Below are 22,267 nucleotides of genomic sequence, written 5' to 3'. Positions count from 1 at the left end.
CAGTGCCGTCCGGGGAAGACCTGAAGGACCTGTCGTGAAAGACACCGACGACTGGGTCGAAACCCCGGAGAGTGCCGCCGACCGGTCGCACGGACTCGACCCGGCGAATCCCGCGTCAGCGCCGCGCCAGTCCGTCGTGAAAGCCCGCGGCGGAGCCCGCCGGGCGCGCCTGACGCCGGCGCCGGACACGGATCCGAACCCGCACCCGCCGGTCCTGCGCGAGGAGGGCGGCGTCGCACCGCACGTCGCCGGAACCGAGCCGTCACGGAGCGCGAACGAGGCCCAGTTGCGTCAGGACCGCCCGCCGCACTGGTAGCCTGCGCCCGGCATCCGCCGTTGCGTACGCGCTTCTGACGCTACGGCAGGCACGCCGGAGGAGAGCTACCTCGGGGACGGGCCGGTGTCGGGCTTGGCGGCGTCCGCGGCGAGGAGGTCGCGGATCTGGGTGAGCAGGTCGAGCTCGGTCGCGGGGACGGTCGCGTCCTTCGGCGGCAGGCCTGCCGCTCGGCGGCGCTCCTGCGCCTCCTTGAGCTTGTTGATCGGCATCACGAACACGAAATACACGACGGCTGCGATGAGCAGGAAGTTGATGATCGCCGCGAGCACGAGCCCGAAGGACAGGCTGCCGCCGCCGGGCAACGGGACATTCATCGATTTGGAGATGTCTTCCGCGTTGAAGATCGCCGCGATCAACGGGTTGAAGATCCCGGTGACGATGGCGGTGACGACGGACGTGAACGCCGCGCCGATGACGACCGCGACCGCGAGGTCGATCACGTTGCCGCGCATGATGAATTCTTTAAAGCCCTGGATCATGGGGATCCTCCTTAGGGTTTTGCGGACGGGGCCGCACTCGAAGTGGGGGTCGAACGTGATGCTGATGATACCGATGACGACGACGGGCCGGCGGATGCCCCGCCCGACTTCTCGGACGACGCGCCCGACTTCTTCTCCGACTTCTCGGCCTTCTTGGGCTTGTCAGAACCCTTGTCGGAGTGCGAACCCTTCTCGCCGTGCGACGCGGCGTCCGCGTGCGACTTGGCGTGCTTCTTCGGGTGCGCCTGCAGGGCCGCCTTCGCGTCCGAGCGGGAGTCGTTCTGGTAGAAGCCCGAACCGGTGAAGCTCACGCCGATCGAGGAGAACACCTTGCGCAGCTTGCCGCCGCAGGTCGGGCAGACGGTCAGCGTGTCGTCGGTGAAGGCTTGCTGGATATCGAACGCGGTGTCGCACTCGGTGCAACGGTAGGAATAGGTAGGCACTGAAACTCCGGCTGTAGGAACCCGGCGCGCGCCGGGAACCCTGATTGAAATAGATGAACGTGAGGGTGGATGAGTTAGAAGGTGATGATGCGCGTGGGCGTGACCAGGCCGTCGACGGGCTGGTCGTGCACTTCACGCGGCACGGAGTCGACGTATTCGTTGTCGAAGACGACGGCGTAGACCGGGGGACATTTCTCCATCGACCCGAGGGTCTTGTCGTAGTAGCCGCGGCCCCAGCCCATCCGCAGCCCGGTCGTGTCGACGGCGGCCGCGGGGACGATGATCAGGTCGACGTCATTGATCGCGATCGGCCCGAGCAGGCTGCCCGCGGGTTCTGGCATCCCGGAGACACCGGGGAATTCGGTCTGGTCCTCGCCGACGGTCCAGTCGAGCAGGCCGTCGTCCCGGGAGACCGGGAAGAGCACCCGGATGCCCTGGGCCTCGGCCCAGTTCACGAACGGCCGGGTATTGGGTTCGTTCCTGGCGGACAGGTAGCAGGAAATGGAGCGAGCGCTGAGGTCGACGACGATGCTCTGCAGGTTCGCGGTGAAGCCCGCCGTCGCGGCATCCGTCTCGACCGAGGTCATGTTCTGCCGGCGCTCACGCAGTTCGGCGCGGAGCGCCCGCTTTCGGTGAACGGTCTCGGAGTCCATATAAGTCATCCTAGATGCCGATAGCGTAGGGGCCATGGGTACACGCATCACGAAAGCCGTCATTCCCGTTGCTGGTCTGGGAACTCGCTTCCTCCCGGCCACGAAAGCAATGCCGAAGGAGATGCTCCCCGTCGTCGACAAACCGGCGATCCAGTACGTCGTCGAAGAGGCCGTCGCGGCCGGCCTGAACGACGTCCTGATGATCACCGGGCGCAACAAGAACGCCCTGGAGAACCACTTCGACCGGATGACCGAGCTCGAGGATGTCCTGATCCAGAAGGGCGACAAGGACCGCCTCGCCAAGGTTCAGTTCGCGACAGACCTCGCCGACATCCACTACGTTCGCCAGGGCGACCCGCTCGGCCTCGGCCACGCCGTCCTCCGCGCGAAGATGCACGTCGGAAACGAGGCCTTCGCCGTGCTCCTCGGCGACGACATCATCGATGCCCGCGACCCGCTGCTCGAGAAGATGCTCACCGAGCAGGTCGAACGCAACACGAGCGTCATCGCGCTCATGGAGGTCGAGCCCTCGCAGATCCACCTCTACGGTTGCGCCGCGATCGAGGCCACCGACGACCCCGACGTCGTGCGCATCACCGGCCTCGTCGAGAAGCCCGCTGAAGCGGATGCCCCGTCGAGCCTCGCCATCATCGGCCGGTATGTGCTCCGCCCCTCGGTCTTCGGCGTGCTCGAGCACACCGAGCCGGGCAAGGGCAACGAGATCCAGCTGACCGACGCCCTGCAGGAGATGGCGGTGAACCCCGAGACCACGGGCGGCGTCTACGGCGTCATCTTCCGCGGTCGCCGCTACGACACCGGCGACCGGCTCGACTACATCAAGGCCATCGTGCAGCTCGCCGTCGACCGCGAAGACCTCGGTCCCGACTTGCGCCCATGGCTCAAGGGATTCGCCGCCACCCTCGACTGATCGGGGTGACTCGGGGACTGATCCGGGTGACTACAGTGGGGGAACACCAGTTGAATCCGAGTAGACAGGCAGGTTGTGGCGATCGCGATTCCGACGCTCTTCGACGGTGATGTGACGTTGCGTCCCATCCGGCTGCGCGATGACAAAAACCTCGAACGCTCCCTGATGGAGAACCGAGGCTGGCTGCGCGCCTGGGAGGCGACCAGCCCGTACGCGCCGATGTCCTTCGACACCCGCGCGAGCATCCGCAGCCTGCTCGCGCACTCGCGCACCGGGAACGGCCTGCCGTTCGTGATCGAATTCCAGGGCCGGCTGGCCGGCCAGCTCAACGTCTCCTCGATCAGCTGGGGCTCGCTGTCGAGCGCGACGATCGGATACTGGGTCGCCGAGGAGTTCGCCGGTCGTTCGATCACCCCGATCGCCGTGGCCCTCGCGACCGACTACTGCTTCGGGCAGCTCGGCCTGCACCGGATGGAGATCTGCATCCGGCCGGAGAACGGCCCCTCCCTGCGCGTCGTCGAGAAGCTCGGCTTCCGTTACGAGGGCCTCCGCCGCCGCTACATCCACATCAACGGCGACTGGCGCGACCACTTCTGCTTCGCCCTCGTGGCCGAGGAAGTGCGCCAGGGCGTGCTGCGCCGCTGGCGCGACGGGGCGGCCCCCGCCGATGCTGCGGCGGTGACCGCCGCGGACCGGGCCGCGGCGGCGCATCCGCTCGGTGTGGCCGAGTACTGAGCATCGAACCACAACCCGCGCACAACAGAGACGCCGCGCAAAAAGACACGCCGCGCAAAAAGAATCGTCGATTCACCGGCGAGTCGGCGGACACACCCCGTCTAATCAGCGCCGGAACGGCCCCTGACTCATACCGTAGGGAGCATGAGTAGCGAGGTCCTGGGTGGCGGAGTCATGGTGGGGGTCGCCGCCGTGCTCTGGGTGGCCTATTTGATGCCGACCTGGACCCGACGACGCCAATATCTCACGATCGAACGCAATGCGGTTCGGTTGCAGCAGACCATGCGTATCCTCGCGGAGACGTCGGAGATTCCGCAGGAGGTACGACTCGAGGCGAATGCCCGCACCGTCGTGACCCAGCAGAAGCTGCTCGCGCAGGCCGAGGAGGACGCTCGCGTCGAGGCCAAGGCCGTGATGGCCGCCGCGAGTTCCGCCCGCCGCGCGGTCGCCGCCCAGGCCGCAGCAGAACGCGCCGCCGCCGCGCAGGTCGCCGCGGTACAGGCCGCCGCCCAACGCGCCGCCCAGTCCACCGTCATCGGGCACGCAGCGGCCAGGAGCCGGCGCGTGCGCCGCGTGCGTGCCCTCGCGACCCTCGTGCTCCTCGGCGGCCTCCTGGGCGTCACACTCGGCCTCGTCGCCCTGGTCTCCGGCGGCTCGGCCGTCCTCCTCGCCGTCGGCGCCGCCTCCGGCGTCCTCGCATTCGGCACCCTCAACCGCCTCGCCCGCACCAGCGCGCACGCCAGGGCCCGGTCCGTCGCCGCGGGCCCCGCCGTCGCCGAAGCCCGCTCCCGGCCGCTCGTCGGGCAGGACTTCGAACCGGTGCAGTTCGAGGAGACCCCCGTTCCCGTGCAGACCTGGACGCCGCACCCGCTGCCCCGCCCGCTGCACCTCGCCCCCGGCACGGTCGCCCAGGTCGCCATGGCTTCAGCGGATGCCGCCGCGCAGCTCCGCCGGGCAGCCGCGGAGGCCGAGGTGGCCCGCCGAGCCGAGCAGCTGCAGGTCGCGGTCACGCCGCTCCGGCACACCGGAACGATCTTCGCCCAGGGCAGCAGCCTGGGCAGCAACGTGGGCACGAACGTGGGCACAAGGCCGGCCACGAAGACAGGGCCGGTCGCCGTCGCGGGCAAGGCAACGGTCGCCGCACCGGTCAGCCGCTTCGCGTCGATGGGCATCGTCGGCGAGACCGAGCCGGGAATGACCGACCTCGACGCCGTTCTGCGCCGCCGCCGCGCCGCCGGGTAGGCACTCGGAGGAGCGCCCCCGTTCCGCCAGGAGGTCGCCGCGCACGGGGTGTGCTCAGAACGAGGCCCAACGCGTGATATTCTTCATAAGCGGTTGGGGGCTATGGCGCAGTTGGTAGCGCGTCTCGTTCGCAATGAGAAGGTCAGGAGTTCGAATCTCCTTAGCTCCACCGGCAAGACAGAAGGATCGTGGCCCAGCGGCCCCGGTCCTTTTGTCGTTTCCGGGGTGAATTCCAGCCACGACGATACTCGGCGACACGTGATGGTTGCGCGCATCAGTGCGCGAGCGGGCCGGGCTTCTGCAACTCCTGGGTGATCCGGTTCGCCTCCTCGAGGAGCAGGCGACCGAGGAACTCCTGTCGCTCCGGCCGGAACCGGGGCTCGATCCCGGTCAGGGACAGCGCCCACGCCGGCCGGCCGGACCGGTCGAAGATCGCCGCTCCCATGCCCCAGCTGCCCTCCAGGATCAGCCCGGGGTTGACCGCATACCCCGTGGTGCGGGTGAGCTCGAGGTTCGAGCGGATGCCCGCCGCCGTGTGCGCCGGACCCCACGTCGCTGCGAGCTCGCCGCCCAGCAATGCCGTCACCTCGTCCTCCGGCAGGTACGCGAGGATCGCGAGCCCGGCGGAGGCGACGCCGAGCGGGAACCGCACGCCCTCGTGCAGAACGAACGACCGGATCGGGAAGCTGCCCTCTTCCCGCAGCAGGCAGACGGTCTCCGCGCCGCGGCGGATGGAGAGGAAGGCGCTCTCGCCGGTCTCCTCGGCGAGCCGGCGCAGGCTCGGCCGGGCGAGCTCCTCGATCGGGTATCGGTCGGCGGCGACGACCCCCATCACGAAGATCTCGGGCCCGTAGTGCCAGGTGTGCCGCACGGGATCGTGGTCGAGCAGCCCCTCTGCGGCGAGCGAGGTGAGCAGGCGGTGCACGGTCGGCCGGGTCAGGCCGGAGTCCCGCACGATGTCGGAGAGCGCAGCCCCGCGCGGCGCGCGGCCCACGAGCCGGAGAAGCAGGGCGATCCGGGCCGTCACCTGGGCGCCCTGCACGGTGCCGCCCTGCACGGTGCCGCTCGGTCCCTTTGCGTCAACCGTGGTCATCTCGACTCCTATGTGTCCATAATGTGGATAATGGTGAGCCTAGTGTTCACGGGGTGGATGCGCAATCGAACGCACGGTTTTCCGCGATTGACAGGGTCTTCGCCGCCCGGTTAGCATGGCCGTCAGACAGCGTGTCCACAGGGTGGACACAGTGAATGCTCAATGAGGAGACGACCATGTCCACGGTACTGACCAGCGCGGCCGACGCACTCGGTGACGTCCTCCACGACGGGATCGTGCTCGCGGTGGGCGGCTTCGGCCTCTGTGGGATTCCCGCCGACCTGATCGACGCGGTGCGGGCATCCGGTGTTCGTGATCTCACGGTCGTCTCGAACAACATGGGCGTCGACGGGATCGGTCTCGGTCGGCTGCTCGAAACCGGGCAGGTGCGGAAGGTGATCGCGTCGTACGTCGGCGAGAACCGGCTCTTCGCCGAGCAGCTTCTCGCGGGCGAGCTCGAGGTCGAATTCAGCCCCCATGGCACCCTCGCCGAGCGCCTCAGGGCCGGGGGAGCGGGAATCCCCGCCTTCTACACGAAGACCGGGGTCGGCACCCTCGTGGCAGAGGGCAAGCCCCACGCGGTGTTCGATGGCATCCGCTACGTGCAGGAACGCGGCATCGTCGCCGACGTCGCCCTCGTGCACGCCTGGCGCGCCGACACGGAGGGCAACCTCGTCTACCGGTACACCGCCCGAAACTTCAACCCGCTCGTCGCGACCGCCGGCATCGTCACGGTCGCCGAGGCCGAACAGATCGTGCCGCGCGGCACGATCGACCCGCACGACGTGGTGACGCCGGGCGTCTACGTGCAACGCCTCGTGCAGGCGGATGCCCGGGCCAAGCCGATCGAGCAGCGCACCGTGCGCGAGCGCGCGGTCGTGGTGTCGGCCTGAAGGTCCGGTCTGAGCCGCCCGCGACCCACCCACCAGAGACCCCCCATCCGATCGACACCCAGGGAGTACCCCATGACGTGGACCAGAGACCAGATGGCCGCGATCGCGGCCGGCGAACTGCACGACGGCGATTACGTCAACCTCGGTATCGGCATCCCGACGCTCGTCGCCAACAACCTGCCTGAGGGGGTCTCGGTCACGCTGCAGAGCGAGAACGGGCTGCTCGGCATGGGGCAATTCCCCTGGACGGGCGAGGAGGACGCCGACCTGATCAACGCGGGCAAGCAGACCGTGACGATCCTGCCGGGCGGATCCGTCTTCGACTCGGCGACCTCGTTCGGCATGATCCGCGGCGGCCACGTCAAGGTCGCGATCCTCGGTGCGATGCAGGTGTCCGGCAGCGGGGACCTCGCCAACTGGACGATCCCCGGCAAGATGATCAAGGGAATGGGCGGCGCTATGGACCTCGTCGCGGGCACCCCGCGGGTGGTCGTGCTGACCGAACACGTGGCACGGGACGGCGCCCCCAAGATCGTGACCGAGTGCAGCCTGCCGTTGACCGGCGTCGGGGTCGTCAACCGGATCATCTCCGACCTCGCTGTGTTCGACGTGACAGAGACCGGGCTCGTGCTGCGTCGCCGCGCCCCCGGGGTCACCCTCAAGGAGCTCCGCGCCTGCACGGAACCGGACTTCACCGTCTCGGAGACGGAAACCGACACCGCAACCGACACCGCAACCGACACCGCAACCAACACCGCAACCGACCAGAAAGCAGTGCGACTGTGAGCCTCCAGGAACAATTCGGCACCGACGTCCTCCTCGCCGGCTGGGGGCACAGCCGCTTCGGCAAGCTCAGCGACGACACCCTCGAGACCCTGATCGTGCAGGTCGCCGCCGAGGCGATCGCGAACTCCGGCGTCGACGCCGGCGAGATCGACGAGATCTACCTCGGCCAGTTCAACTCCGGGCTCGTTCCGCTCGCCTTCGCGTCCTCGCTCGCGTTGCAGACCGACCCGGCGCTCGCGTACGTTCCGGCCACCCGGGTCGAGAACGCCTGCGCCTCCGGCTCGGCCGCGTTCCAGCAGGGCGTCAAGTCCCTGCTCGCCGGCACCGCCCGCACCGTGCTCGTGATCGGGGCGGAGAAAATGACGGATGCCTCATCCGAGCGGGTGGGATCCGCGCTGCTCGGCGCCGACTACGACCTGGCCGGCCAGCCGTCGACATCCGGTTTCGCCGGCCTCTTCGCCGTCGTCGCCGAGGCATACGCCGACCGCTACGGCGACGTCGGCGACGTGCTCGGCTCCATCGCCGCCAAGAACCACCGCAACGGCGTCGACAACCCCTTCGCCCAGCTGCGCAAGGACCTCGGCGAGGACTTCTGCCGCACCGTCTCGGAGAAGAATCCGATCGTGGCAGGGCCGCTCCGGCGCACCGACTGCTCCCCGGTCTCAGACGGGGCCGCCGCGATCGTACTCACGGCAGGGGCGCCCCGCCGCTCCGGAGCCGCGACCGATCCCGTGCGGCTCACCGGCTTCGGTCAGGCCAACGACTTCCTGCCCGCCGCCCGCCGCGACCCCACCGCCTTCGCGGCGACCCGGATCTCGTTCGAACGCGCCCTGCGGATGGCGGGGGTGGGCCTCGACGAGCTCGACTTCGCCGAGGTGCACGACTGCTTCACGATCGCCGAGCTGATCATGTACGAGGCGATGGGGCTCACCCCGCCCGGCGAGGGCCGCCGGGCCGTCGAGGAGGGCTGGGTGTACCGCGGCGGCAGGCTCCCGGTCAACATCTCCGGCGGACTCAAGGCGAAGGGCCACCCGGTCGGGGCGACCGGGGTGTCGCAGCACGTCGTCTCCGCGATGCAGCTGACCGGCACGGCCGGCGACATGCAGCTCGATGCCCCGCGCCGTGCGCTCGTGCAGAACATGGGTGGAGTCGGCGTCGCGAACTACGTGAGCGTGCTCGAGGCCGTCTGACGCGGCATCCGCAGCACCGGTGTCGGGGGTGCCCGGTAGCCTCGGCCACGAACGAGGGAGCGGGGCATGAGCGGCACGGACATCCCGGCAGGAGGCGGCGGCACAGCGAGCGGCGGCACTGCGGTGCGGTTCCGCTGCGGCCACGGCGCCCCGGCAGCGGATGCCCGCATCACCCTGCACAGGGACTGCCCGCTCTGCGTGCTCCTGCGTGAGACCCGGCGCACCAGGGCCCAGCTGGTCGGCACGGTCGCGGCGGGCGCGCGCGGCGCCCTCGCGCAGGAGACCCGCATCGGCGCCGTCTACGACTGGATCTGCACCCGCGGCCACTCCCGGTACACCGCGACGGTCCGTGAAGCCCTCACCGGCCCCGGGTGCCCCCGGTGCCAGGCCAACGCCGCCGCCCCGGCTGCCCGGTTCGAGGGCGGCGTGCCGTTCATGAAGCCCGGCCTGCGGCTCGGCACCTCCGCGACCGAGCAACGGCTGCGGGTGGCGCTCGGGGAGCGCATCCGTCTGCCGCACCGAGTGAATGCCGTGCGCATCAGCCGCACCTTCTACGGCAAGCCCGAGGTCTGGCCGGACATCATCATTCCGGCGCTCCGGATCGCGATCGAATACGACGACCCTGGGCGCGACGGCCTGGCGCATCGCGGCCTCAAGGAGGCCTCAGACCGGGAGAAGGACGCGGCCCTGAACGAGGTCGGCTGGGAGGTGATCCGGGTGCGGGCGGGCGGCCTCACGGAGTTGGGCCGCCACAGCATCGTCTGCCGGGCGGTGACGACGGCGGTCGTCGACCGGATCCTGGAGCTCCTCGTCGAGATCCGGGGTTCCGAGGCCGTCTCCGGCATCCGGCGGGACCTGGCCTAACGGAAGAAGGGTGCCGCCCCGCCGAAGCGGGACAGCACCCTGTCTGCAGTGGAACTGAGCGAAACTAATCGGGCGGAAGCTATGCCTTCCGTGCCTTCTCGGCCGTCTCGTTGGACTTGGCGTGCTTGTCGGCACGCTTCTCCTTGAGAGATTTTCCGGCGACCTTCTTGGTCGCGTCCTTCTTGGGTGATTTGTCAGCCATGTGCACTCCTTCGACCCGAGCCCCAGCGGCATCGTCTTCCTCGACCCTACGCGGAATCGCTGGGAACGGCATCCGCTCGGCCCGGCCCTTGTGCCCGGGCGCGCCGGTCGTAGGCTGTGTGCGACCAGCCACCTGAGGGATTGAGGGAATATGAGCGAGAACGACACGTACCGGGCGATCTTCTACGGCGCCAACCCGATCGCCGCGGGAACCGAACGAGTACTGGAATACGTCAACGGCAGATACGCCCAGGAGGTCACCCTCGAAGTCGAGGAGGACGGGCAGATCGTGCGGCGCGTCTTCAAGCTCGGGCACGTCACCGAGGAACCGATCTCGTACCGCTACGTCGAGGACCTCCACGACGAAACCGGAGAGGCCGACGTCCCGAACTGACCCCGGGCTGCCGGACGGACAGGAGGTGTTCCGTTCCGGTCGAGAGTGACGCGCCGAACGGGCGCTCTCGACCGGAACGGTGCACGTGGCGTGGCTAGATGCGCTTGCCCGGGCTGCGGCTGAGCCGCACCGGAAGCGCCATCAGCGGACCGACGAAGCGGCGCTGCAGCCTGCGTGCCGGGCCCCAGACGAACTGCACGAGGTACTGGGCGAGGATCGCCCCCGCCGCCAGCGCCACGGCGACCGCACCGGCGGTCAGCATGCTGAGCACGCCGTCGATGTTGCCGTCGGAGAGCTGCAGCAGGCCGCTGAACAGGGTCAGCCCCGGTACGAGCGGCACGAGTGCCGTCACGACGATCACGAGCGGCGGCGTGCGCACGACCCGTGACGTGAGCGCGGCGGCGAGCCCCACTCCGACGGCCGCGGCCGCCGACGACCAGACCAGCCCGAAGCCCGCGCTCGTGCCGCCCAGGTACAGGATTTCGGCGAGCGCCCCGAGCAGGCAGACGACCCAGTACGCGCGCCACGGCACCTGCACCGCGAGCGCGAAGCCCACGACGATCACGACGGATGCCGCGAGCAGCGCGGCCACGTCGGCGAACGTCAACGCGACGTTGCCATTCACCCGCAGCACCAGGCCGAAGCGGGCGAGGAGGAGCGACGCCCCCGCGACGCCGGTCACGAGGCCGCCGGTGATGAGGAGCGCCTCCATCATGCGGGCGGTTCCGGTGAGGTAGAAGCCGGACAGGGTGTCGTGGACCGCGCCGAAGGTCGTGACCCCGGCGAGGAGCATGATGATCGTCGCGATCACGACGAGGGAGGGATTCGCGGACGGGTCGACGAGCGCGACGACAGCGGCCGTCATCGGGCCGATGGCCCCGCCGACGACGTTCTGGTAGAAGACCGGCACCTGTCGCCGGTCGAGCGCCGTCGTGATCAGGTCGATGAAGAAGGTCGCGATGAACGCGGCGACGAGCACGGTGAGGCCGCCACCGATCAGTACGGCGGCGCCGGCGCCGACGAGGCTCCAGCCGAGCCGACGCCAGAGCGCGGTGACCTGGGGCCGGGCGCTCACGATGGTCGCGAGGGCCTTGCGCGCGTCGGCGACATCGATGGGATTCTCGATGAGTTCGGCGATCAGCTCACTCGTGGCGGTGAGCTTCCCGTAGTTGAGCGAGCGGTACTTGACGTTGCGGCTGCGCGTGATCGACTCGTGCGTGCCAGGGTCTTCGTGGGTGAGGGCGATGATCGTGTGCGTCACGTTCGCCTCGGTGCCCTTGAGCCCGTACGCGCGGGTGATCGCTTCCATCGCGGCGGTGGCATCCTCGGCGCCGGCACCGGCGGCGAAGATGACCTCGGCGAGGCGCATGGTCAGGTCGAGGACCGCGCGGGTGTAGCCCGCGTTGTCGAAGACCCCGATGCTGACGGTGGCGTCAGACATCCGTTCGACGGACCTTTGTGGGGCCCGGCGGGGAGCGGTGGGGGGTGGAGTGGGTCACCCCCCAAGCCTAAGCAGCCTTTCCCTTGCGCCGGGACATCCGCACGATGAGGATCACGATGAGCGCCGTCACGCCGAGGAGTGCGATCCACGGCAGCGCGTAGCCGATGCCGACGAGCGCGGCGCCGAGCGCGCCGACCAGGGCCGCCCAGCCGGCCCCGATCGCGGTCCAGAAGTCGCCGGGAGCGCCGGGCGCGACGGTGCCCGTTGAATAGAGGGAGAGGGTGATCGTCGAGAAGTCGACCTGATCGGACAGGAAATTGCGCTGCGACTGCAGGCTTTCGAGGTCCGCCTGCCTCTGGGAGAGCGTGCCCTCGATCGCGATCAGGTCTGTCGTCGTCGTCGCCTGCTGCATCAGTGCGAGCAGCCGGTCGACGGAGGTCTTCAGGGCGGTGATGCGGGCGTCGAGGTCCTGGGTCTGCTGGGTGATGTCCGAGGCGTTGAGCGACACGTAGTTGAGGGTGCCGAGCTTCTTCAGGTCGGTAACCGTGCGGTCGAGGGCGGCGGCCGGGATGCGCAGGGTGAGGGTTGCGCTGGCCGGCTGGTTGTCGGTCGCGGGGTTCTCGGTGCGGCTGTCGATGCGGCCGCCGGCCTGCTCGGTGATCGTCACGGCGTCCTGCGTCGCCTTGATCGGGTCTTTTGCCGTGACCGACATCGATCCCGTCATGATCACGTCGCGTTGGCCCGACGCGACTTCGCTCGTGCTGCCGGCGACGGTGCCCGAGGTGGCGCTCCCTGCGGCGTCTCCGGCTTGCGGGGCCCCGAGGATCCCGGAATCCCTGGTCGTTCCGCCGCCCGTTGCGGCGCCGGTTCCGGGGTTCGTCACGGAGGAGCCGGCATCGTTCGACGAGCCGGAGGCGGAGCATCCGGCCAGCAGGAGCACGGCAGCGAGGAGCGCTGCGGCGGCGGGAAAACGTTTCATGGGGCAACTGTATGGCGCGCCCTGAGGCCACTGTCTGGACGCCGTCTGGGAGTCGAATCACAATCCCGTCTCGGTGTGGGCGCAGTTGTTAGGGTCGATTCATCGGCCAGGCAACGCCGGCCGAGTGCCACGGGACACACGTTCCACGAGACGCGCTCTCCCTGACACGCACGCTCCATGAGACACATTCGACACACGACGGAGGAAACATGGGATTCGCAGAGAACGCCAAGGACGCCCTCGACGCGACCGGGCAGAAGATCAGCCGGACGTTCGAGGACACCAAGGACCGGATCGAAGACAAGGTCGACGAGATCAAGGCGGATGCCGAGGTCAAGCGCGCGGAGGCCGGCGTCAAGCACGCCGAGGCCGAGCGCGACGCGACGAAGGCCACCAAGGAGTTCAAGGAAGGCCTGCGCGACGATACTTGAGTCATGGGATGGTGGGCGGCGATGAGGGATCGGTTCCGTCGACGCCGCCCGCCCCTCCTGCACATCGCGACCGATGAAGGCACGGGGCCGGTCGTCATCCTCGTGCACGGCATCGCCAGTTCGTCCGTGACGTTCCGGGAACTGGTGCCGCTGCTCACCCCGCGGCACCGGGTCATCGCGGTCGACATCCTCGGCTTCGGCGAATCGCCGGCTCCTGAGGGCTGCGAGTACCGGCTCGAGGACCACGTCGAGGCGCTCGCAGCCACGATCCGCTCGCTCCGGCTGCGCGAGCCGTTCGTGCTCGTCGGCCATTCCCTCGGCAGCCTCATCGTCGCCCGGCTCGCGGCGCTCCAGGCCTCATGGCGGGACCGTCGCATCCGGATCTCCCGGGTCGTGCTCGTGGGGCCGCCCGTGTACCTCTCACCCACGGAGATCGGCGACCGCTGGGTGCGCGCCCGGGTCAGCGTCTACCTGCGTGCATACGCCTTCCTGAGGGAGAACAAGGACTTCACCATCGGCAACGCCGCGATCATCTCGCGGCTGCTGCCCAAGGGCGTGTTCGAGATCACCGAACGCAACTGGACCCCCTTCGTGAAGTCCCTCGAGCACTGCATCGAATCGCAGACCTTGGTGAGCGACATCGCGATCCTGCGCGTGCCCGTCGACGTCGTCTACGGCAGCCTCGACGCGTTCATCCAGTCGGGCAGCCTGACCGTGATCGAGCGGATGCGCCACGTCTCGATGCACCGCGTGGAGGCGAACGACCACCTGATCCGGCCGCGCCTGGCCAGGGAGCTGCTCGCGGTCATCGAGACTGCTACCGGGGTCGACGACCGACCGGTGGACCCGGACGGGCCGCGCACACCGGCATCCGCTGTCGCACGCTGACCAGGGCGGCCGGCCGGGTGATTAGGCTAGGGACATGGACACACGCACCCTGGGAAGAACCGACCGAACCGTCTCCGTGATCGGGCTCGGAACCTGGCAACTGGGAGCGGACTGGGGGGACGTCAGCGAGGCCGACGCGACCGCCGTTCTCGCAGCATCCGTCGACGCCGGCGTCACCTTCTTCGACACTGCGGACGTCTACGGCGACGGACGCAGCGAGCAGATCATCGGGCGCTACCTCGCCGGCGACGGCAAGGACGCCGGGATCACGGTCGCGACCAAGATGGGCCGCCGCGTCGACCAGCTCGCCGAGAACTACGTGCTCGCCAACTTCCGGGCCTGGACCGAACGCTCCCGCCGCAACCTCGGTGTCGACACCCTCGACCTCGTGCAGCTGCACTGCCCGCCGAGCGCGGTCGTCGAATCGGGCGAGGTCTACGACGCGCTCGACACCCTCGTCGCCGACGGCACCATCGCCGCGTACGGCTTCAGCGTCGAGACCTGCGACCAGGCCCTCGCGGCGATCTCCCGCCCGGCCACCGCGACGGTGCAGATCATCCTGAATGCGTTCCGGCTCAAGCCGCTCGACAACGTGCTTCCCGCGGCCCGCGCCGCCGGGGTCGGCATCATCGCCCGGGTGCCGCTCGCGAGCGGTCTGCTCACCGGCAAGTACACCCGTGCCACGACCTTCGCCGAGAACGACCACCGCAACTACAACCGCGACGGCAGCCACTTCGACGTCGGCGAGACCTTCTCGGGCGTCGACTACGAGACCGGGCTCACGGCGGCCGCCGAGTTCGCCGCACTCGTTCCCGCCGGACTCACGCCCGCACAGGCCGCGCTTGCCTGGGTCGCCCAGCAGGACGGCGTGAGCGCCGTCATCCCCGGCGCGCGCTCGATCGCGCAGGCGCAGGGCAACGCGGCGGCCGGGTCGGTTCCCCCGCTCAGCGCCGAGTTCCTCGCCGGCGTGCGCGACATCTACGACCGCCTCCTCCGCGCCCAGATCCACCCGCGCTGGTAGAACTCTCGCGGATGCTGGTGCGTGCGGGTGCGATCAGCCGAGGTCGTCGGGGTCCCGGCCGGTGCGCTCGCCGGAGTCGAGGGTCGCGATCGCGGCGAGGTCGGCCGCGTCCAGGCTGAAGTCGAAGACGTCGAGATTTTCGCGGATGCGGGACGGTGTCACCGACTTCGGGATCACGATGTTCCCGAGGTCGAGGTGCCAGCGGATCACGACCTGCGCCGCTGACTTGCCGTAGCGGGCGCCGATGGCGTCGAGTGTCGGGTTGCCGATCGCCCTGCCGCGGGCGAGGGGTGACCAGTCTTCGGTGAGGATGCCGTGGGCGGCGTCGTAGGCACGGGCATCCGCTTGCTGCAGCCAGGGGTGGAGCTCGATCTGGTTGACCACGGGAACGACATCGGTTTCGGCGAGAAGCCGGTCGAGGTGATGCGGGTGGAAGTTGGAGACGCCGATCGAGCGGGCCCGCCCGTCGGCGCGGATCGCCTCGAGGGCCCGCCAGGTGTCGACGTACTTGTCCTGGCGCGGGGCCGGCCAGTGGATCAGGTACAGGTCGACGTAGTCGAGCCCGAGCTTGCCGAGGCTCTCGTCGAAGGCACGCAGGGTGCTGTCGTAGCCGTGGTCGGCGTTCCACACCTTGGTCGTCACGAAGACGTCGCCGCGGGGGAGGCCGGCCCGGGCGATGCCCTGGCCGACGCCGGCCTCATTGGCGTAGAGCGCTGCCGTGTCGACGTGCCGGTACCCGGACTCGAGCGCGACCTGCACCGCGTCGGCCGCGTCGGCATCCGGAATCTTGTAGACCCCGAGCCCCAGCTGCGGGATGGAGTGGCCGTCGTGGAACTGCAGAACGGGTGAAGAGGTCATAGCTCCATTAAACCGGCCATGCAGCTTTCCGCGAAAGCGGGTGAATCGTCGGTTAGACACGGCCTGAACGACGATTCACCCGCTTTCGCGGAAGGGGCGGCCCGGCGGGGTGCGCGCTTCTCACGTGGTGAGAGGCGCGCTTTCGAGTCGGCGGCCCAGCACCGAGAGTATGAGGATCTCGTGCCGACCCCTCGGGGGTGCGGCAGGCCGGGCAACGTCGCCCGGCGAGAACCCGGGATGCAGGAGGTCACGGTGAAGGCTGTCCGGATCCATTCCTATGGCGCACAGCCGACCCTCGACGACGTGCCGGAGCCCGAGATCCTCGGCCCGTGGGACGTGCTCGTCGACGTCGGCGCCGCCGGGCTCTGCCGCACCGACCTGCACATCATCGAAGGCCAGTGGGATCCGATCCAGCACCCGCACCTGCCCTATACCCTCGGCCACGAGAACGCCGGCTGGGTGCGGGCGTGCGGCTCGGCCGTGCACAACGTCGCGGTCGGGGACACCGTCATCATGCATCCGCTCACCAGCTGCGGGCTCTGCCCCGCCTGCCGGGAGGGCCAGGACTCGCACTGCGAGAACGCCACCTTCCCCGGCATCAACGTCGACGGCGGCATGGCCGAGGTGCTGCGCACGAACGCGCGCGCCGTGGTGAAGCTCGACCCCGCGCTCCAGCCCCGGGACGTGGCCGCTCTGGCGGATGCCGGACTCACCGCGTACCACGCCGTGCGGAAGGCCGCCCCGGTGCTCTTCCCTGGCAGCCACGCCGTCGTGATCGGATCCGGCGGCCTCGGGCACATCGGCGTGCAGAGCCTCGCGGCGATCACGAGCGCGGAAATCACGGTCGTCGACCGCTCCGAAGCGGCGCTCGAGCTCGCCGGGCAGATCGGCGCACACCACACCGTGCTCGCGACGAGCGACGCGGCGGTCGAGAAGGCCGTCGCCGAGATCACCGGTGGCGGCGCGCACATCGTCTTCGACTTCGTCGGCGAACGCGGCGCAGAACTGCTCGCCCCGAAGTTGCTCCGGAACCGTGGCTCGCACTACGTGATCGGCTACGGCGGTACGGTCAGCCTGCCGACGATCGAGATCATCTCCCGCGAGATCAATGTGATCGGCAACCTCGTCGGCACATACACCGACCTTGTCGAACTGATGACCCTCACCGCCCAGGGCAAGGTCACCCTGCACACCGCTGTCTACCCGCTCGAGGCCGCCAACGACGCGATCGCCGACCTCGAGAGCGGTCGCCTGGTCGGCCGCGGCATCCTCGTACCCGGTCACGCCGCCTGAGCCCGATCCACCCCGATCCATCCGAAGGAGACCAACAGTGACGTTCCTCGAAACCTCGGAAGCCCCGAGCGGCTTCCTCGACTCCCCGCAGGCGCGGGCCCTGCTCGTGCGCGTCATCCGGGTGGCATTCCCGCACGCGCAACTGCCGGACACCGCATACGAGAAGACTGCAGACGCCCTGATCGCGCTCGCCGAGAAGACGCCACGGCACTTCCTCGCCCTGTCGTCCGGCCTCGCGAGCCTCGACACCCTCCCGGCCGGAGCGTTCCTCGACCTCAATGCGATGGATGCCACGGCCCGCCTCCGCGCGATCGAACAGACCGAATTCTTCGGCTTCGTTCGTGCGAACACCGTACTGACCCTCTACAACCTCCCGGAGGTCTGGCAAGCGCTCGGCTACGAGGGCGCATCCTTCGACAAGGGCGGCTATCTGCACCGCGGTTTCAACGACCTCGACTGGCTCCCCGAGCCGCGGATCGAGGAATACACCGGCGAACTGCGCTACGTCGAGATCGGCCCGCTCACCCGGCAGGTCGGTGCCGCGACCCCCGCGACCCCGGCTGCGGCATCCGCAGCCCCGGAATCCGCTTCGGGCAGGGACGAGGTGACGAAGTGACCGCCATCGACCACGACGAGGAGGCCGTCGTCATCATCGGGTCCGGAGCGGGAGGTGGCACCCTCGCCTACGAGCTCACTGCCCGGGGCATCCCGGTCGTCGTGCTCGAGGCAGGGCCCCACATCACCAATGCGGAATACGTCAACGACGAGTGGGCGGCGTTCTCGCAGATGGCCTGGCTCGACCCGCGCACGACGAGTGGCTCCTGGCGCATCGCCCGTGACTTCCCGAACCTGCCGGCGTGGATCGTCAAGGCCGTCGGCGGCAGCACCACGCACTGGTCCGGCGCCACGCCGCGCTTCCTCGCCCACGAATTCCAGGCCCGCAGCGCCTACGGCGGTATCGACGGCGCGAACCTGCTCGACTGGCCGATCACCCTCTCCGAACTCGCGCCGTACTACGACCGCGCCGAGATCGCGATGGGCTCCACGCACCGGCACGGTCGCGCCGCCCTGCCCGCCAACAACAACTACAAGGTGTTCGCCAACGGTGCCGCCCGGGTCGGCTACAACTTCTACGCGACCGGTCCGTACGCGACGAACGCCGAGCCGTACGACGGGCGCCCGGCATCCGTGCAGGACGGCTTCAACTTCCAGGGCGACAAGTCCGGCGCGAAGTGGAGCACCCTCGTGCGCGAGATTCCCCGTGCGGAGGCGACCGGCCACCTCGACCTGCGGCCGCTGAGCCAGGCCGTGCAGATCACGCACGACCGGACCGGGCGCGCCGATGCCGTGCTGTACCTCGATGCCGCCGGCGGCATGCACCGGCAGCGGGCACGCATCGTCTGTGTCGCCGGGAATTCGATCGAGACACCTCGACTGCTGCTGCTCAGCGCGAGCTCACTGTTCCCGGACGGACTCGCGAACTCCTCCGGCCAGGTCGGCCGCAACTACATGCGGCACACCACCGGCTCCGTCTACGCCCAGTTCCCCGACCCGGTGCACTCCTACCGCGGCGAGACCATGGCCGGGATCATCGCGGACGAGGCGCGCCACGACGAGCGCCGCGGCTTCGCGGGCGGCTACTACCTCGAGACCCTCTCCCTCGGGCCGGCGTTCCTCGCGGCCTTCGCGGACCCGGGTTCGTGGGGGCGCGACTTCACGTCGATCCTCGACGGCTACGCGCACACCGCGGGGCTCTGGATCGTCGGAGAGGACATGCCTCAGGAGACCAACCGGATCACCCTCAACGGCTCGGTCACGGATGCTGCCGGCCTGCCGGTCGCGAACGTGAACTTCGACGACCACCCGAACGACGTCGCCATGCGCGACCACGGCTACCGCCAGGCCGAACTGCTTTACGACGCGGTCGGGTCGATCTCGGCGCACCGCACCCCGCCGTATCCCTCGACCCACAACCTCGGCACGAGCCGGATGAGCGCACGACCGGAGGACGGCGTGGTGAACAAGTTCGGGCGTGCCCACGATGTGCCGAACCTGTTCGTGAGCGACGGGTCGGTCTTCACGACCGGCGCCGCGGCCAACCCGACGCTCACGATCGTGGCCCTCGCCATCCGGCAGGCCGACCATATCGCCGAACAGCTCGCCAACCGGTCCCTGTGACCGGGCTACCGGCTCCGGGATCCGGGACCACTCCGGCACCCGGACACCGTCCCGAACCATGCTCGACAAGGAGATGACGCACCCATGACCCACGACCAGATGATGAGAACCCCGTACGACCAGATCGGCGACGTGCCGACCTTCACCCTCGAATCGAACGATGTCGAGAACGGCCGGGAACTCGACCCGCCCCAGCGCAGCGGGATCTTCGGCGCCGGCGGCAGCGACACGTCCCCGGAACTGCACTGGAGCGGTTTCCCGGCGGGAACCCGAAGCTTCGCGGTCACGATGTACGACCCGCTCGCCCCGACGGCGAGCGGATTCTGGCACTGGGCCGTCGCCGACATCCCCGTTTCGACGACGAGCCTGCCGACCGGTGCGGGGGAGGAGGACAGCACCCTGCTCCCGCCCGGCGCCTGGCAGCTGACCAACGACGCGAGCCTCCGCCGGTACCTCGGTGCGGCCCCGCCGGCCGGCCACGGTCGGCACAACTACTACATCGCCGTGCACGCCCTCGACGTCGACACGATCGGGATCCCTGAGACGTCGACGCCCGCGTTCCTCACCTTCAACCTCGGCGCGCACACCCTCGCGCGCGCCGTGATCACGCCCTGGTGGGAGGCCCGCTGACCGTCGCGGAGCGGATGCTCAGCGCCGGACGCTGCCGGAGCGGAAGTACCGCGAGAGTCCGGCAGCGGTCTCGCGCAGCATCCGCTCGTGGTCGCGTTCGCGGATCGCGATGGAGTCCGCGCGGGCCGAGATCGCCACGGAGCCGACGAGCAGGCCTGCGGAGTTGCGCACGCCGACCGCGGCGCACGTCATGCCCGGCACGAATTCCTCGTGCTCCCAGGCGACGTGTGACCGGGAGATCGACTCGAGCTGGCGTTCGAGTTCTCCGCGATCCGTGATCGTCGCCGGGGTCAGCTGCGGCAGCCCATGAGCGTCGAGGTACTGGTCGCGCTGTTCGCCGGTCATGCCGCTCAACATGATCTTGCCGAACGCGGTCGCGTGCGCGGCCTCGTGGAACCCGAAGCTCAACGGGGTGAGGCGCGGGGCTGCCGGGGAATCCACGATGTAGGTGACGACGACATCGGCCCCCCGGTAGACGGCGAAGTACGCGGCCGCCTGGGCGTTGCGGTGCAGGCGGGCGATCTCGGTGCGCACCTCGGCGGGCACGCCGATCTGGCGATGCAGCGAGACGCCGAGCTGATGCAGCTTGTAGCCGAGTTCGAACTTGCGCTCCCGGCGGATGTGCACGAGGTAATCGCTCTGTACGAGCGTCTGCATGAGCCGGTACACGGTCGGCAGCGGATAGCCGAGGCTCGCGGAGACCTCCTTCGCCGTGGCCCCGCCACGTTCGGCGACGATCTCGAGGATCGCGAGCGTCTTCAGGATCGAGGCGACCCCGCTCGGGGCGGGCGGTGCCGGCAGTGCCGTGACGTTGGACGTCAGTGGCGGCTGGGCGAGCGTCCGGGGCGACGGCGGCTGGGACAGGGGAAGAGCATCCGTGGTCTTCATGCGGCCATTGTCGGTCGGGCCCGGCCCCGGCACAATCGTCCGGCGCCTGAGAAGATCCCGGGTTCGGCGCGTGAGGCAGCTTCTCACATGGTGACAGGGCCCCTGACCGGGCCGGCACCGGCGAATTTAGGCTGGCGGCATCCGCATCGCTTGAAGAAGGAGATCGTCATGGCCGCCTCCAGCGCCATTCGCACCATCATCAGCCCCGGCCGCTACGTCCAGGGGAAGGGGGCGCTCTCCCGGCTCGGCGAATTCCTCGCGCCGCTCGGGAAGACCCCGCTCCTCGTCTCCGACGACGTGGTCTGGGGGATCCTCGGGCAGCGCGCCACGGACTCGCTGCGCGCCGCCCAGCTGCCCGTCACCCGGGAACGTTTCGGCGGCATCCCCACGGCCGCGGAGGTCATCCGCCTCGTCGGCGTGATCGACAGGACCGGCGCCGACGTCATCGTCGCCCTCGGCGGCGGCAGCACCATGGACGCCGTGAAGGCGGCCGGGTTCCTCGCCGGGATCCGCTGGGTCACGGTGCCCTCCGTCGCATCAACGGATGCCCCCACCTCGGCCCTTTCCGTGATCTACACCGCAGACGGCGCGTTCGAGGAGTACCGCTTCTTCCCGAAGAACCCGGACCTCGTGCTGATGGACACCCAGCTCGTTGCGGATGCCCCTGCCGCGTTCCTGGCCGCCGGCGTCGGTGATGCGCTCGCGACGTGGCTCGAAGCCCGGGCGACGAGGCAGGCGCACGCGAACACGATGGCCGGCGGCCTGCCGACCCTCGCGGGCACCGCGCTCGCCGAACTGTCCTGGGGCGTGATCTGGGACAACGCGCTCCCCGCCCTCGACGCCGTGCGCGACCACCAGGTCACCCCGGCCGTCGAGAAGCTCGTCGAGGCGAACACGCTGCTGTCGGGGCTCGGATTCGAGTCCGGCGGGCTCGCCGCGGCGCACGCGATCCACAACGGCCTGACCGCGGCGCACCAGACCCACGGGCTCGCGCACGGGCAGAAGGTCAACATCGGCTCGGTCACGCAGCTCGTGCTCGAGGGCGCCCCGACCCAGGAGATCCGCGACTTCATCGAGTTCACAACCCGGGTCGGGCTGCCGAACACGCTGACGGAGGTCGGCCTCAGCGTCGACGACGAGGACGACCTGCGCCGCGTCGCCGAGGCGGCGACGGTGCAGGGGGAGACCATCCACAACATGCCGTTCCCGATCACCCCCGACGAGCTGGTCAGCGCGCTTAAGTCGATCGAGCGGTTCTCCGGCACCGTGCGGAGCGAGGCGCACCTGCCCGCTCCCGTGCAGTACGTGGCCCACCAGGTCGACACGCACTAGCCGCAGGTCTCCGGTGAGCGGATGCTGAGGCATCCGCTCGCCCCGACCCGCGGCTTCGCGACGCCCGCGAGAGTACACTTTTGGCCCCTA

Annotated in this window: 26 protein-coding genes and 1 tRNA gene; 18 read left to right on the top strand and 9 right to left on the bottom strand. The window is 69.4% G+C overall.

The annotated features are described in order from the left end of the window. The first annotated feature begins 34 nt into the window (after nucleotides 1–34). Nucleotides 35–316 (top strand): hypothetical protein, encoded by a 282-nt coding sequence (locus RHM57_RS12850; RefSeq protein ID WP_281535693.1) that lies wholly within the window; start codon nucleotides 35–37, stop codon nucleotides 314–316. Nucleotides 317–381: 65 nt separating this feature from the next. Here the strand turns inward: RHM57_RS12850 and mscL are convergent, their stop codons facing one another. From mscL to RHM57_RS12835, 3 genes are all read right to left on the bottom strand, one after another. Continuing rightward, nucleotides 382–816 (bottom strand): large conductance mechanosensitive channel protein MscL, encoded by a 435-nt coding sequence (mscL, locus tag RHM57_RS12845; RefSeq protein ID WP_134449326.1) that lies wholly within the window; start codon nucleotides 814–816, stop codon nucleotides 382–384. A gap of 11 nt (nucleotides 817–827) precedes the next feature. Then, a complete protein-coding gene (locus RHM57_RS12840) occupies nucleotides 828–1,259 on the bottom strand; it encodes an FmdB family zinc ribbon protein (protein WP_322135259.1) in 432 nt (143 codons plus the stop codon). Between the two features lie 74 nt (nucleotides 1,260–1,333). Then, the gene (locus RHM57_RS12835) at nucleotides 1,334–1,912 is read right to left on the bottom strand and encodes a 5-formyltetrahydrofolate cyclo-ligase (protein WP_134558258.1); all 579 of its coding nucleotides are present in this window, start codon (nucleotides 1,910–1,912) and stop codon (nucleotides 1,334–1,336) included. 34 nt (nucleotides 1,913–1,946) lie between these two features. Here RHM57_RS12835 and galU point away from each other — a divergent pair, with 34 nt between their 5' ends. The 4 genes from galU to RHM57_RS12815 all read left to right on the top strand — a co-directional run bounded on the left by galU (nucleotide 1,947) and on the right by RHM57_RS12815 (nucleotide 4,986). Continuing rightward, on the top strand, nucleotides 1,947–2,840 hold the full coding sequence (gene galU, locus RHM57_RS12830) for a UTP--glucose-1-phosphate uridylyltransferase GalU (protein ID WP_134558259.1): 894 nt from the start codon (nucleotides 1,947–1,949) through the stop codon (nucleotides 2,838–2,840). Between the two features lie 75 nt (nucleotides 2,841–2,915). After that, nucleotides 2,916–3,575, top strand: a complete 660-nt coding sequence (locus RHM57_RS12825; protein WP_322135260.1) for a GNAT family protein — start codon at nucleotides 2,916–2,918, stop codon at nucleotides 3,573–3,575. A 144-nt stretch (nucleotides 3,576–3,719) separates the two neighbouring features. Further along, entirely contained in the window at nucleotides 3,720–4,817 is a 1,098-nt protein-coding gene (locus tag RHM57_RS12820) for a hypothetical protein (protein WP_322135261.1), read from the top strand. Between the two features lie 96 nt (nucleotides 4,818–4,913). Continuing rightward, nucleotides 4,914–4,986, top strand: a tRNA-Ala gene (locus tag RHM57_RS12815). A 105-nt stretch (nucleotides 4,987–5,091) separates the two neighbouring features. Here the strand turns inward: RHM57_RS12815 and RHM57_RS12810 are convergent. Further along, complete coding sequence (locus RHM57_RS12810; RefSeq protein WP_322135262.1) at nucleotides 5,092–5,910, bottom strand: IclR family transcriptional regulator; 819 nt, start codon at nucleotides 5,908–5,910, stop codon at nucleotides 5,092–5,094. Nucleotides 5,911–6,086: 176 nt separating this feature from the next. On the opposite strand from RHM57_RS12810, the gene RHM57_RS12805 reads away from it, so the two are divergent. The 4 genes from RHM57_RS12805 (at nucleotide 6,087) to RHM57_RS12790 (ending at nucleotide 9,643) form a co-directional block, all read left to right on the top strand. Then, nucleotides 6,087–6,803 carry a CoA transferase subunit A gene (locus RHM57_RS12805; protein ID WP_322188268.1) on the top strand — a complete coding sequence of 239 codons (717 nt, stop codon included), beginning with the start codon at nucleotides 6,087–6,089 and terminating at the stop codon, nucleotides 6,801–6,803. 72 nt (nucleotides 6,804–6,875) lie between these two features. After that, a complete protein-coding gene (locus RHM57_RS12800) occupies nucleotides 6,876–7,589 on the top strand; it encodes a CoA transferase subunit B (protein WP_322140947.1) in 714 nt (237 codons plus the stop codon). After that, nucleotides 7,586–8,779, top strand: a complete 1,194-nt coding sequence (locus tag RHM57_RS12795; protein WP_322135264.1) for an acetyl-CoA acetyltransferase — start codon at nucleotides 7,586–7,588, stop codon at nucleotides 8,777–8,779. The genes RHM57_RS12800 and RHM57_RS12795 overlap by 4 nt, the downstream gene beginning before the upstream one ends. 66 nt (nucleotides 8,780–8,845) lie before the next feature. After that, entirely contained in the window at nucleotides 8,846–9,643 is a 798-nt protein-coding gene (locus RHM57_RS12790; protein ID WP_322135265.1) for a hypothetical protein, read from the top strand. 79 nt (nucleotides 9,644–9,722) lie between these two features. Here RHM57_RS12790 and RHM57_RS12785 read toward each other — a convergent pair whose 3' ends face one another. Continuing rightward, entirely contained in the window at nucleotides 9,723–9,845 is a 123-nt protein-coding gene (locus tag RHM57_RS12785) for a hypothetical protein (RefSeq protein ID WP_255453709.1), read from the bottom strand. A gap of 150 nt (nucleotides 9,846–9,995) precedes the next feature. On the opposite strand from RHM57_RS12785, the gene RHM57_RS12780 reads away from it, so the two are divergent. Further along, the gene (locus RHM57_RS12780) at nucleotides 9,996–10,238 is read left to right on the top strand and encodes a hypothetical protein (protein ID WP_134449337.1); all 243 of its coding nucleotides are present in this window, start codon (nucleotides 9,996–9,998) and stop codon (nucleotides 10,236–10,238) included. 94 nt (nucleotides 10,239–10,332) lie between these two features. Here RHM57_RS12780 and RHM57_RS12775 read toward each other — a convergent pair whose 3' ends face one another. After that, nucleotides 10,333–11,679: a threonine/serine ThrE exporter family protein gene (locus RHM57_RS12775; RefSeq protein WP_134449338.1), complete on the bottom strand. Its 1,347-nt coding sequence runs from the start codon at nucleotides 11,677–11,679 to the stop codon at nucleotides 10,333–10,335. A 67-nt stretch (nucleotides 11,680–11,746) separates the two neighbouring features. After that, nucleotides 11,747–12,658 carry a DUF4349 domain-containing protein gene (locus RHM57_RS12770; RefSeq protein ID WP_322135266.1) on the bottom strand — a complete coding sequence of 304 codons (912 nt, stop codon included), beginning with the start codon at nucleotides 12,656–12,658 and terminating at the stop codon, nucleotides 11,747–11,749. 209 nt (nucleotides 12,659–12,867) lie between these two features. On the opposite strand from RHM57_RS12770, the gene RHM57_RS12765 reads away from it, so the two are divergent. From RHM57_RS12765 to RHM57_RS12755, 3 genes are read left to right on the top strand one after another with little or no spacing between them, the layout of a single operon-like run. Beyond that, nucleotides 12,868–13,089, top strand: coding sequence for a hypothetical protein (locus RHM57_RS12765; protein WP_134449340.1), 222 nt, complete (start codon nucleotides 12,868–12,870; stop codon nucleotides 13,087–13,089). 3 nt (nucleotides 13,090–13,092) lie between these two features. Then, nucleotides 13,093–13,977, top strand: coding sequence for an alpha/beta hydrolase (locus RHM57_RS12760; protein ID WP_322140946.1), 885 nt, complete (start codon nucleotides 13,093–13,095; stop codon nucleotides 13,975–13,977). Between the two features lie 34 nt (nucleotides 13,978–14,011). Continuing rightward, nucleotides 14,012–14,998 carry an aldo/keto reductase gene (locus RHM57_RS12755; RefSeq protein WP_322140945.1) on the top strand — a complete coding sequence of 329 codons (987 nt, stop codon included), beginning with the start codon at nucleotides 14,012–14,014 and terminating at the stop codon, nucleotides 14,996–14,998. Nucleotides 14,999–15,031: 33 nt separating this feature from the next. Here RHM57_RS12755 and RHM57_RS12750 read toward each other — a convergent pair whose 3' ends face one another. Beyond that, complete coding sequence (locus tag RHM57_RS12750; protein ID WP_322135268.1) at nucleotides 15,032–15,856, bottom strand: aldo/keto reductase; 825 nt, start codon at nucleotides 15,854–15,856, stop codon at nucleotides 15,032–15,034. Nucleotides 15,857–16,108: 252 nt separating this feature from the next. Here RHM57_RS12750 and RHM57_RS12745 point away from each other — a divergent pair, with 252 nt between their 5' ends. The 4 genes from RHM57_RS12745 (at nucleotide 16,109) to RHM57_RS12730 (ending at nucleotide 19,957) form a co-directional block, all read left to right on the top strand. Beyond that, a complete protein-coding gene (locus RHM57_RS12745) occupies nucleotides 16,109–17,149 on the top strand; it encodes an NAD(P)-dependent alcohol dehydrogenase (RefSeq protein ID WP_134560542.1) in 1,041 nt (346 codons plus the stop codon). Between the two features lie 37 nt (nucleotides 17,150–17,186). Beyond that, the gene (locus RHM57_RS12740) at nucleotides 17,187–17,765 is read left to right on the top strand and encodes a hypothetical protein (protein ID WP_174774654.1); all 579 of its coding nucleotides are present in this window, start codon (nucleotides 17,187–17,189) and stop codon (nucleotides 17,763–17,765) included. Continuing rightward, nucleotides 17,762–19,327 (top strand): GMC family oxidoreductase, encoded by a 1,566-nt coding sequence (locus tag RHM57_RS12735; RefSeq protein WP_322135270.1) that lies wholly within the window; start codon nucleotides 17,762–17,764, stop codon nucleotides 19,325–19,327. The genes RHM57_RS12740 and RHM57_RS12735 overlap by 4 nt, the downstream gene beginning before the upstream one ends. An 84-nt stretch (nucleotides 19,328–19,411) precedes the next feature. Continuing rightward, nucleotides 19,412–19,957 (top strand): YbhB/YbcL family Raf kinase inhibitor-like protein, encoded by a 546-nt coding sequence (locus RHM57_RS12730; protein ID WP_241975489.1) that lies wholly within the window; start codon nucleotides 19,412–19,414, stop codon nucleotides 19,955–19,957. Between the two features lie 18 nt (nucleotides 19,958–19,975). Here the strand turns inward: RHM57_RS12730 and RHM57_RS12725 are convergent, their stop codons facing one another. Continuing rightward, on the bottom strand, nucleotides 19,976–20,845 hold the full coding sequence (locus RHM57_RS12725) for an IclR family transcriptional regulator (protein ID WP_134560538.1): 870 nt from the start codon (nucleotides 20,843–20,845) through the stop codon (nucleotides 19,976–19,978). A gap of 168 nt (nucleotides 20,846–21,013) precedes the next feature. Between RHM57_RS12725 and RHM57_RS12720 the strand changes: the two genes are divergently transcribed. Further along, nucleotides 21,014–22,177, top strand: a complete 1,164-nt coding sequence (locus tag RHM57_RS12720) for a glycerol dehydrogenase (protein ID WP_322140944.1) — start codon at nucleotides 21,014–21,016, stop codon at nucleotides 22,175–22,177. The last annotated feature ends 90 nt before the right edge of the window (nucleotides 22,178–22,267 follow it).

The organism is Cryobacterium sp. 10S3 (assembly GCF_034344045.1).
Taxonomy (GTDB): domain Bacteria; phylum Actinomycetota; class Actinomycetes; order Actinomycetales; family Microbacteriaceae; genus Cryobacterium; species Cryobacterium glucosi.
The sequence above is the reverse complement of the archived record's forward strand: the minus strand, read 5'-3'. Positions and strand labels throughout refer to the sequence as shown.

Coding starts and splice junctions, on each gene's coding strand:
- mscL (WP_134449326.1), bottom strand. CDS start 816: ATGATCCAGGGCTTTAAAGAATTCATCATGCGCGGCAACGTGATCGAC.
- RHM57_RS12835 (WP_134558258.1), bottom strand. CDS start 1,912: ATGGACTCCGAGACCGTTCACCGAAAGCGGGCGCTCCGCGCCGAACTG.
- galU (WP_134558259.1), top strand. CDS start 1,947: ATGGGTACACGCATCACGAAAGCCGTCATTCCCGTTGCTGGTCTGGGA.
- RHM57_RS12820 (WP_322135261.1), top strand. CDS start 3,720: ATGAGTAGCGAGGTCCTGGGTGGCGGAGTCATGGTGGGGGTCGCCGCC.
- RHM57_RS12810 (WP_322135262.1), bottom strand. CDS start 5,910: ATGACCACGGTTGACGCAAAGGGACCGAGCGGCACCGTGCAGGGCGGC.
- RHM57_RS12805 (WP_322188268.1), top strand. CDS start 6,087: ATGTCCACGGTACTGACCAGCGCGGCCGACGCACTCGGTGACGTCCTC.
- RHM57_RS12800 (WP_322140947.1), top strand. CDS start 6,876: ATGACGTGGACCAGAGACCAGATGGCCGCGATCGCGGCCGGCGAACTG.
- RHM57_RS12790 (WP_322135265.1), top strand. CDS start 8,846: ATGAGCGGCACGGACATCCCGGCAGGAGGCGGCGGCACAGCGAGCGGC.
- RHM57_RS12785 (WP_255453709.1), bottom strand. CDS start 9,845: ATGGCTGACAAATCACCCAAGAAGGACGCGACCAAGAAGGTCGCCGGA.
- RHM57_RS12780 (WP_134449337.1), top strand. CDS start 9,996: ATGAGCGAGAACGACACGTACCGGGCGATCTTCTACGGCGCCAACCCG.
- RHM57_RS12775 (WP_134449338.1), bottom strand. CDS start 11,679: ATGTCTGACGCCACCGTCAGCATCGGGGTCTTCGACAACGCGGGCTAC.
- RHM57_RS12770 (WP_322135266.1), bottom strand. CDS start 12,658: ATGAAACGTTTTCCCGCCGCCGCAGCGCTCCTCGCTGCCGTGCTCCTG.
- RHM57_RS12765 (WP_134449340.1), top strand. CDS start 12,868: ATGGGATTCGCAGAGAACGCCAAGGACGCCCTCGACGCGACCGGGCAG.
- RHM57_RS12760 (WP_322140946.1), top strand. CDS start 13,093: ATGGGATGGTGGGCGGCGATGAGGGATCGGTTCCGTCGACGCCGCCCG.
- RHM57_RS12755 (WP_322140945.1), top strand. CDS start 14,012: ATGGACACACGCACCCTGGGAAGAACCGACCGAACCGTCTCCGTGATC.
- RHM57_RS12750 (WP_322135268.1), bottom strand. CDS start 15,856: ATGACCTCTTCACCCGTTCTGCAGTTCCACGACGGCCACTCCATCCCG.
- RHM57_RS12730 (WP_241975489.1), top strand. CDS start 19,412: ATGACCCACGACCAGATGATGAGAACCCCGTACGACCAGATCGGCGAC.
- RHM57_RS12725 (WP_134560538.1), bottom strand. CDS start 20,845: ATGAAGACCACGGATGCTCTTCCCCTGTCCCAGCCGCCGTCGCCCCGG.
- RHM57_RS12720 (WP_322140944.1), top strand. CDS start 21,014: ATGGCCGCCTCCAGCGCCATTCGCACCATCATCAGCCCCGGCCGCTAC.